10 protein-coding genes and 2 pseudogenes are annotated in these 8,967 nt (G+C 65.5%); 3 read left to right on the top strand and 9 right to left on the bottom strand.

What is annotated here, in order from left to right; all coding sequences use genetic code 11:
- Nucleotides 1-200, top strand: a pseudogene (locus EET03_RS19750) (IS607 family element RNA-guided endonuclease TnpB); the annotation flags it as partial.
- Nucleotides 201-214: 14 nt separating this feature from the next.
- Here EET03_RS19750 and EET03_RS31785 read toward each other — a convergent pair.
- The 7 genes from EET03_RS31785 to EET03_RS19720 all read right to left on the bottom strand — a co-directional run bounded on the left by EET03_RS31785 (nt 215) and on the right by EET03_RS19720 (nt 6,892).
- Entirely contained in the window at nt 215-337 is a 123-nt protein-coding gene (locus EET03_RS31785) for a hypothetical protein (protein WP_279637721.1), read from the bottom strand.
- Between the two features lie 203 nt (nt 338-540).
- Nucleotides 541-1,239, bottom strand: a complete 699-nt coding sequence (locus tag EET03_RS19745) for a C39 family peptidase (protein WP_063468984.1) — start codon at nt 1,237-1,239, stop codon at nt 541-543.
- Nucleotides 1,240-1,384: 145 nt separating this feature from the next.
- Nucleotides 1,385-1,783, bottom strand: coding sequence for a DUF4189 domain-containing protein (locus tag EET03_RS19740; RefSeq protein WP_099194232.1), 399 nt, complete (start codon nt 1,781-1,783; stop codon nt 1,385-1,387).
- Between the two features lie 67 nt (nt 1,784-1,850).
- Nucleotides 1,851-2,585: an LppX_LprAFG lipoprotein gene (locus EET03_RS19735; protein WP_075541775.1), complete on the bottom strand. Its 735-nt coding sequence runs from the start codon at nt 2,583-2,585 to the stop codon at nt 1,851-1,853.
- 170 nt (nt 2,586-2,755) lie between these two features.
- The gene (locus EET03_RS19730) at nt 2,756-3,091 is read right to left on the bottom strand and encodes a DUF732 domain-containing protein (RefSeq protein ID WP_063468977.1); all 336 of its coding nucleotides are present in this window, start codon (nt 3,089-3,091) and stop codon (nt 2,756-2,758) included.
- Nucleotides 3,092-3,221: 130 nt separating this feature from the next.
- Entirely contained in the window at nt 3,222-5,141 is a 1,920-nt protein-coding gene (locus EET03_RS19725) for an ABC transporter ATP-binding protein (protein ID WP_425271539.1), read from the bottom strand.
- Between the two features lie 2 nt (nt 5,142-5,143).
- Nucleotides 5,144-6,892: an ABC transporter ATP-binding protein gene (locus tag EET03_RS19720; protein ID WP_075541771.1), complete on the bottom strand. Its 1,749-nt coding sequence runs from the start codon at nt 6,890-6,892 to the stop codon at nt 5,144-5,146.
- A 159-nt stretch (nt 6,893-7,051) separates the two neighbouring features.
- Here EET03_RS19720 and EET03_RS19715 point away from each other — a divergent pair, with 159 nt between their 5' ends.
- Entirely contained in the window at nt 7,052-7,609 is a 558-nt protein-coding gene (locus EET03_RS19715) for a DUF3558 domain-containing protein (protein ID WP_063468975.1), read from the top strand.
- The gene (locus EET03_RS19710) at nt 7,606-8,148 is read left to right on the top strand and encodes a DUF3558 domain-containing protein (protein ID WP_075541772.1); all 543 of its coding nucleotides are present in this window, start codon (nt 7,606-7,608) and stop codon (nt 8,146-8,148) included. Before EET03_RS19715 ends, EET03_RS19710 begins: the two co-directional genes overlap by 4 nt.
- 26 nt (nt 8,149-8,174) lie before the next feature.
- Here the strand turns inward: EET03_RS19710 and EET03_RS19705 are convergent, their stop codons facing one another.
- Both EET03_RS19705 and EET03_RS19700 read right to left on the bottom strand, forming a co-directional pair.
- Nucleotides 8,175-8,687 carry a SixA phosphatase family protein gene (locus EET03_RS19705; protein WP_075541773.1) on the bottom strand — a complete coding sequence of 171 codons (513 nt, stop codon included), beginning with the start codon at nt 8,685-8,687 and terminating at the stop codon, nt 8,175-8,177.
- Nucleotides 8,688-8,721: 34 nt separating this feature from the next.
- Nucleotides 8,722-8,967: pseudogene (locus EET03_RS19700) on the bottom strand (HNH endonuclease signature motif containing protein); the annotation flags it as partial.

The following is an 8,967-nucleotide window of genomic DNA, read 5'->3' as shown; positions in this document are numbered from 1 at the left end:
CACACCAACGTGATGACAACGCCGCGATCAACCTCGCACGCTACGAGGACACCATTAGCGTCGTCGGCCCAGTTGGGGCCGCCGTCAAGCGTGGAGCCGACCGTAAGACCGGGCCTGGCCCGGCCGGTGGCTGTGAAGCGCGGAAGGGACGCAGCCGCAAGGCTGCCGAACAACCCCGAAATGGGGTGCGAGTCGCGTGACCACTAAAGATCACTCACTCGCAACGGTCGCCGTACATCGTGCCCGTCGCCGCATCGGCCGGGACGGCCAGTCCCAGTGCCAGCGCGCCCGCGAAGGTGGCGGCGACGGCGGTCTTGGCGATGGTGGAGATCTTCATCGGTCTTTCCCTTTTCTCGTTCTCTCGTTCCGCCCCCGTTGGACGGCTGCGGAATGGGCGTTGAGAAAAGGTTCCGATGACGGCCTTTTCGTTATCTCTATGAATCCTTGAAGTGATCTACCGGTGCATTTGGAGCTCCAGAACCGATGGCGGGCAGCCGACCCGGCGCTCGGGTGGCTGCCCGCCATGTGTGGGACCAAGGGCTACTTGTGTGTTTCCTGCGTGACGGTCATGAAGTCGTGGCTGGTGGCCCAGGCCTTGACGAAGGTCTCCAGGGGGATCTGCTCGTCGCGACCGTCCGGATTGCCGCTGTCGTTGAGGTGCACGACCCCGTTGGCGGTGTCGACGCCGGTCACCACCACTGCGTGGTCGGCCCGCGGCTGGCCGTCGCTGCCCTTGTTCTGGATCGGCTGGTTCCAGATCATTTCGGCGTTGACCCCGACGATCACCGCGTGGCCGCTGCCCAGGTACTGCTCGAGCGCGTCCATGCCGGTGGCGACGCCGGTCTGCGCGGCGCTGTCCGAGTCGGTGTTGACGCCGTGGACTCCGTAGTGCGCCAGCAGTGTCGGCAGGTCCTCCGGGTTGGTGCCCATGCCCGAGTTCGGGTCGTTCTTGTCGGTCGGCTTGATGTAGATCGAGCCGGGGTGGCTGGTGCTGGGCGTCGACTGGGCCACTTTGATGATGGCCCGCTCCGAAGGCAGCTTGCCCGTGATCTGGCCGACCACGTCGGCGCCGGACATGATGGCGCAGTCGTCGTAGTTCTGGTGGCGCCAGTACTTGGCCGCCGCGGTCGGGTCGCCGAACATGGTGCCGCCGACGGATGCGTCGGCCTGGCTGGCCAAGCCCAGTGACAGGCCGGCGGCGAGTGCGGCGGCGACGGCTGCCTTGGCGACGATGGAGATGTTGACGGTCTTCACGGCCGGGTCCTTTCTCAATTCCGCTCCGGTGGAGGGGCTGTTGAGAAAAGGCTCTGATGGTGGCCTATTCGTTATCTCGACGAATTCTTGGAGTGACCTCGGGCCCGCGGCCCGACCGTGCGGCGGCGCGTCAGTTGCAGGCCCACGTGTCGATGTAGCCGCCGTCGAGCTTGCTCAGCGCGTCTTTCATGGCGGCGCTGAGATTCGCGCCTGTGCCGCCCTTGTAGTCGCGGTCTTTTGCGGCGACGGCGCCGCAGGCGGTGAAGGAGGTGAGCACCTTGCAATCGGAGTAGCCGCACGATTTGATCGCGGTGGCTTCGGCAGCCGCCTTGGTGGGGTAGGCCCACGACCGGCCCCACGACCCGTTGCTGGAATAGGCGATCGCACCGTAGGAATCGGTGGCGCGTGCCGCGGGCGCCGGAGCCACGGTCGCCGCCGTTGTTGCGATGGCCGCGATGGTCGCGATGACAACCGCCAGCCGAACGACCGTCACGGCGAACCGGCGCCGATGGGGAACCATCATCGTCATTGGTGAATCCTTTCCGAGCGTCGGCGGTCCGGCCGGATCAACGTGCCGTGACGCCATCCGCCAATGGCTAGACCGGTTTGGTAGCGGTGACCTGTTTGCCCCAGTCGGACATTGTCAGCGTCACCGAAGTGTTGGGGGCCGGGACGATCTGGAGTTGCACGAGATGTGAGGACCCGTCCGAAGCGGTCCAGACGGTGGTGGACACCGTGGAAACGTTCTCGGTGGTCAACCGTGAGCCGGCCAGCGTCGCGATGTCGTCGGCGCTCGATTTCCCGGTGATCTTGGTGGTGGCGACGCCGTTCACCTGCTGGGAGCCGGCCACCGCCGCGTCCTTGAGGTTGGCCAGTACGTTGGCCAAGCCCTTGTCGGGGTCCAGCAGCACCGACACGTTGTAGATCGAGGCGCCGTTGCCGAAGTCGGTGTACATGCCGGGCTGGCCGAGGTCGGAGTAGAGGTGACCGTCGACATAGACGAATTTGACGTCCTGGGTGTCCTTGCCGACGAGCATCGTCGCGCTGCCGGTGGCGACGGTCTGCGGTGTGTTGGATACATCGCCGTCGAGCTTTGTCACCCGCAGGTTCGGCACGTCACCCTGCACGGCAAGGCTGAGGTGCATGCCGGTGACCTTGCGCATCACGTCGGTGGCCTGTTTGAGCAACCTCGCCGCCTCCCCGCTGGTGGCGGTGGCCGTGGCGCTCGACGATTTGGCGCCGGTATCCGGATGTCCGCAGCCGCTGATCGTCAGGGCGACAGCGAGTCCGGTGGCCGCGGCGGCGACAACACTTCGACGCGCAAGCTTCATCGACATCTCCTTAATCAGCCCGCAGTTGCTCAAGCCGAACTCCGAGCTTAGTGAGCCCGGGGTTACGTCCGGCCGGTCTGGGTCCACGTTCCTCGGCGGGCTGACTATCGCAGAACGCGCGATGCGGGGATCCCGGTTCTCGGGATCCCCGCATGCTGTGTGGGATTCGATCAGGTGAGCTGGCTGGCGTACTGCGGGCAGTAGTCCTTGGTTGCGTAGACGACGAAGTAGGCGGCTTGCTTGGAGGTCAGGTTGGTCTGGCTGAGGATTTCACTGGCGATTTGGGATCCAGTTGCTCCGGCCGCCAATTCGGTGCAGACCTGGTGGCCCTCTTGGACTGCCGCCTGCGGCGAGGAGAAGGTAACGCCAACCGACTCCATCTGCGAGATGAATGCCGCGTCAGCTGCGGTGGTGGCCGAGGCGACGCCGGCGGTGGCGACGGCAAGCCCGACGGCGGCGGCGCCGACGGCGGTGGCCAGGACTGCGGTGAGGCGTGCTGAGAACATTGGTGAGGTCCTTTGCTGAGTGCTGTGGGTTTGCTGCTTGGTGACCCCAGCTTCGGATCGACCTCTTGGCGAATTCTCAATAACTTCTTGATAACTTCCCGGCCCGATTCGCCCGGGGCCACCCGGCAGGCTAGGCCTGAGTCATCGCGTAGTAGGCGCCGCGCCGGGCCAGCAGTTCGGCGGGGTTGCCGTGTTCGACGATCCGTCCGTCCTGTACGACCATGATGCGGTCGGCATCGCGAACCGTCGAAAGCCGGTGGGCGATAATGAAACTCGTTCTGTCTCGGCGAAGTTCGCGCATCGCTTGGGCGATGAGCAGCTCGGTGCGGGTATCGACCGAGCTGGTGGCCTCGTCCAGGATGAGCAGTTGGGGGCGGGCGAGGAACGCACGCGCGATGGTGATCAACTGCTTCTCACCGGCGCTGACGTTGCTTCCGTCGCCGCTGATCCGGGTCTGATAGCCGGCCGGCAAGCTACGCACGAAGCGGTCGGCATGAGCCGCTCTGGCGGCTTCGGTTATCTCGTGGAGGGCGGCGTCCGGTCGCCCGTAGGCGATGTTTTCGGCAATCGTCCCGTCGAACAGCCAGGTGTCTTGCAGCACCATGCCGATCCGTGATCGCAGTGCCTGCCGGCTCATCGAGGCGATGTCCACGCCGTCGATCAGGATCCGGCCGGAATCGACTTCGTAGAACCGCATCAGCAGGTTCACCAGCGTGGTCTTGCCCGCGCCGGTCGGTCCGACGATCGCCACCGTGCTACCCGGTTCGGCCACCAGCGACACGTCCCGGATCACCGGGTGACCGGGGTGGTAGGCGAAGCTCACGTGTTCGAACTCGACGCGACCGGGCCGGCTCGGGCACGGGACCGGCCCCGGGCCCCGGATAGCTGACGCCGGCGCCGGCTCCGGCGATTCTTCGGCCTCGTCGAGCAGCTCGAACACCCGCTCGGCGCTGGCCACCCCCGATTGCAGGGTGTTGTACATCCCGGCCACTTGGCTCACCGGCGTGTTGAATTGGCGGACATATTGAATGAAGGCCTGGATACTGCCCAGCGTGATGTGTCCGGTGGCCACCTGCAGGCCACCCACCACGGCGACGGCGACGTAACCGAGGTTGCCAATGAACGTCGTCGCGGGCCCGACCAGACCGGACAGGAACTGCGCGCCGAAGCTGGCCCGGTAGACGTCGTCGTTGAGCTTGCGGAATTCTTCTCGCGCGGCGGCCTGGTGGCCGAAGGTCTTGACCACCGTGAAGCCGCTGTATGTCTCTTCGATGTGCGCGTTGAGGCGCCCGGTGCTGGTCCAATGCGCAACGAACAGTCCCTGCGATCGTCGCGTGATCGCCCGCGTCACCAGCAGCGACAGCGGCACCGTCAGCACCGTGATCAGCGCCAGCAGCGGCGAGATCCACACCATCATGAAAAGCACGGCCAGCACCGTCAGAATGGAGGTCACCAGCTGGCTGATCGTCATCGACAGCGACGACTGGACGTTGTCGACGTCGTTGGTGACCCGGCTTAGCAGCTCGCCGCGCTGACGTCCGTCGAAGTAGGCCAACGGCAGCCGGTGCACCTTGTCCTCGACATCGGACCGCAACTTCGCTATGGTCCGCTGCACCGTCACGTTGAGCAGCCGGGCCTGAGCCCAAATCAAAAGCGATGCAACCAAATACAGCGCCAGTGCCAGCGCCAGCGTGCGTCCCACCGCGCCGAGGTCCACCCCCTGGCCCGGCACCACATTCATCCCCGACAGCAGGTCGGCGAACGCGTTGTCACCGCGGGCCCGGGCCGCCGCGACGGCCTGCGCCTTGGTGATACCGGCCGGCAGGCGTCGCCCGATCACGCCGTTGAACAACAGGTCGGTGGCATGGCCCAGGATTCGCGGAACGACCACGCTGATCGCCGTACCGGTGATACCCAGCGCGATCACCGCGAGACTGAGCCGGCGTTGCGGCGCGAGCCGTTTCACCAGGCGCGCCGCTGAACCCCAGAAGTCTTGCGACCGCAGGGTGGGGGCCGGCGCCGCGCCGCGCGGCCGCTGGCTCATTGCCATGGTCACGGGTCGCCCCCGGCGCTGACGGTCACCGACTGCGAGATGGCGAATTCGGCATAGGTCGGGCAATCGGCCAGCAGGGCTTCGTGGCTGCCCGCGCCGACGATTTTGCCGTCGTCGACGACGAGCACCTGGTCGGCCTGGCATGCAGTCGAAACCCGTTGGGTGACAATGATAATGTTTGCGTTTGCAGCCACCTCGCGCAGGTTCGAGCGAACGCGGGCCTCGGTGTGCACGTCCAGAGCCGAGAACGCGTCGTCGAAGAGATAGATGGCGGGGCGGCGGATGACGGCCCGCGCGATCGCCAGCCGTTGGCGCTGCCCACCGGAGAAGTTGGTCCCACCCTGGCCGACGCGCATCAGCAGTCCGTGCGCCCCCACGAAATCGTCTGCAGCGGCGACGCGCAGTGCCTCCCACATCTCCGCGTCGGTTGCCGACTGGTTCGGAGCCGCGCCGTAGCGCAGGTTGTCGGCGACGGTGCCGGAAAAGAGGTAGCCGCGCTGCGGCACCAAACCGATTGCGGTCCAAAGTCTTTCGGTGTGATAGTCGCGGACGTCGATGCCGTCGATCAGGACGGCACCGCCGGTGACGTCGCGGAGCCGGCAGATCAGCGAGACCAGGGTCGACTTGCCCGATCCGGTGCTGCCGACGATCGCGGTGGTGGCACCCGGCCGCGCGATCAGCGAGATGTCTTGCAGCACCGGACAATCAGCGCCCGGATAGCTGAACGTCACACCCTCCAGGCGGACCACGCCGGTGATCCCCTCGGGCGGGAACGTGGGATTTGCCGGGTTGCCGATGGCGGCGCGGGTGGACAGCACCTCGGTGATGCGTTCGGCGCACACGGATGCTCGTGGCAGCACGACCAGCGTCATCGTCGCCATCAACACCGCCATCAGAATCTGGGCGAAATACGCCAGGAAGGCGCTCAGCGAGCCCACCTGCATCTGGCCGTCGTCGATGCGCAGGCCGCCGAACCAGATCACCGCGACGCTGGACGCATTGATGGTCAGGGTGGTCACCGGCAGCATCAGCGCTTGCCAGTTACCCGCTGCCAGTGCGGTCTTGGACAGCGCGGTGTTCGCCCGGGCGAACCTGTCCTGCTCGAAGCCTTCCCGGGTGAAGGCGCGGACCACCCGGACCCCGGACAGTTGGTCTCGCAGCACTCGGTTGATGCCGTCGATCAGGCTCTGCATGCTGCGAAACAATGGCAGCAGGTGTGTCATGATCCAGTAGTTCGCCACCGCCAGGACCGGGACGCTGACCAGTAGCAGCCAGGTCAGTGCGGCTTCCTGGTGAATTGCCATGAGAATGCCGCCGACGCTCATGATCGGCGCGGCGACCAGCACGGTGGCCGTCGTCTGCACCAGGAACACGATCTGGCGCACGTCGTTGGTGCTGCGGGTCAGCAACGTCGATGCGCCGAACCGGGCAGTCTCTCGTTCGGAGAACGTGACGACGTGTTCGAACATGGCTGAACGCAGGTCGCGGCCGAAGCCGGTCCCGGTCCGTGAGCCGACGTAGAGCGCACCGACCGCGCACAGCGCTTGTAATCCGGTGACGCCGAGCATCACCACGCCCAGCCGGACGATGATGGTGGTGTTGCCCTTGGCGACTCCATCGTCGATGATCGCGGCGTTGACGGTGGGAAGGTACAGCGAAGCCAGGGTGCTGATCAGCTGCAACACCATCAGTACCGCGATCAGCTGGCGGTAGGGCCGCAGATACTGGCGCAGCAGTGCCAGGAGCATGGGGTAACTGTCGCATACCGCGACTGCCCGGCACCGGCGCCAGCTTCGCTCGTGAGACCGTAATGCCTGATCAGCGAGCGTGTCGGTGGTTGACCTCTGGGGCTGCGGCTACAGTGCATGCTGTGACCGGCAGGAGAACGGCAGGAGAAGAGGTACGCGGTGCGGCGCAATGTGACGACGCTGGTGTTGGCGGCGTCGGCCCTGGTGGCTTTGACACCCGCGATCGCGGGGTGTTCCAGTTCCGGCACGAACCAGCCGGGTGCGACGATTTCGTCGACGCCCGGCAACGCCGAGGGCAAGCACGGGCCCTTTTTCCCGCAGTGCGGCGGCGTCAGCGATCAGACGGTGACCGAGCTGACCAGGGTCGGCGGGCTGATCAACACGGCCAAGAACTCGGTGGGCTGCCAATGGCTGGCGGGCGGCGGCATCATGGGACCGCACTTCTCCTTCTCCTGGTACCGCGGTAGCCCGATCGGGCGGGAGCGCAAGACCGAGGAATTGTCGCGGGCCAGTGTCGAGGACATCAACATCAACGGTCATAGCGGCTTCATTGCGATCGGCAACGAGCCCAGTCTGGGCGATTCGTTGTGTGAAGTGGGGATCCAGTTCCAGGACGATTTCATCGAGTGGTCGGTGAGCTTTAACCAGAAGCCATTTCCCCCGCCGTGTGACGTCGCCAAGGAATTGACCCGCCAATCGATTGCGAACGCGAAATGAGACGTGTCTTGGTCGGTGCCGCCGCATTGATCACCGCGCTGATTTTCTTGGTGGGTTGCACGAGATCGGTTTCCGGCACCGCCGTGAAGGCGGGCGCGGGCGGGGTGCCGCGCAACGACAATTCCGAAAGGCAATATCCGAACCTGCTCAAGGAATGTGAGGTCCTGACCACCGACATCCTGGCCAAGACCGTCGGTGCAGATCCGCTCGACATCCAAAGCACATTCGTGGGCGCGATATGCCGGTGGCAGGCGGCCAACCCGGCCGGTTTGATCGACATCACCCGGTTCTGGTTCGAGCAGGGCAGTCTGAGCAACGAGCGCAAGGTCGCCGAGGGCCTGAAATACCAGATCGAGAATCGCACGATCCAGGGCATCGACTCGATTGTGATGCGGACCGGCGATCCCAACGGCGGCTGCGGCGTGGCCAGCGATGCGGCGGGAGTGGTCGGGTGGTGGGTCAACCCGCAGGCGCCCGGTATCGACGCCTGCGGGCAGGCCATCAAGCTGATGGAGTTGACGCTGGCCACCAACGCCTGAGCCGGCAACCACGATCCCCTCTGCGGTCAGGCTTCCCGCGGCACATGGAAGGTGACGAGCGGGGCGTCGCCGGGTTGCAGATCCTCCCAACGTCCTTCGATCCGTAGCACTGCGATCGCCGAAGTCGGGAACTTCTCCGAAATACGTTGTGCGGCCCTAGATTTGGTGCTGTCGACAGTGGCCAGGATGAGGGCCAGTGCAGACGTTGTCGGTTCGTGACCGATGACGAGCAGCGTGGTGATCTCATCGGCTACCCGGTTGATCTCCTCGATCACGGCTCCGGGAGTGGCGCCGTAGAGGCGCTGCGCGTAGCGCACCGGCGCATCGATGCCGGTGCGTGCCAACGTCTCTCGGGTGCGAGTGGCCGTCGAACACAACACGCTGTCGACGGTCGGCACATTGGCCCGCAACCACTCACCGGCCAGCTGGGCCTCGCGGATACCCCGTGGCGCCAACGGCCGGTCGTGGTCGGCGACGCCGTCCGGGTAGGCCGACTTCGCGTGTCGCATCAGCACAAGGTTGCGGTGCTGCTCATTCATTGGGCTCACGCTAGTGAATCCCAAAACCGGGTCGCTACGCCGCATCCTCCTCGTCGTCGTCTCCGTCGCGCAGCAGTTTCTCTACGTGGTGGAACGTGTTGGTTCTCGGTTGCCCGTGGTCGAGATGCGGCGGTGGGATCCATTCGGTGTCGGCGTGGGCGTTTTTGCGGGTAGTCCAGTCGCCGTCGAGGAGTTTGTGGTGGGGTCCGCAGGCCAGGGTGAGTTGGTCGATGTCGGTGCGATGGGTGCTGGCCCAGTCGCGCACATGATGGACCTGGCA

The organism is Mycobacterium innocens, assembly GCF_900566055.1.
Classification (GTDB): Bacteria; Actinomycetota; Actinomycetes; order Mycobacteriales; family Mycobacteriaceae; genus Mycobacterium; species Mycobacterium innocens.
The sequence above is the reverse complement of the archived record's forward strand: the minus strand, read 5'-3'. Positions and strand labels throughout refer to the sequence as shown.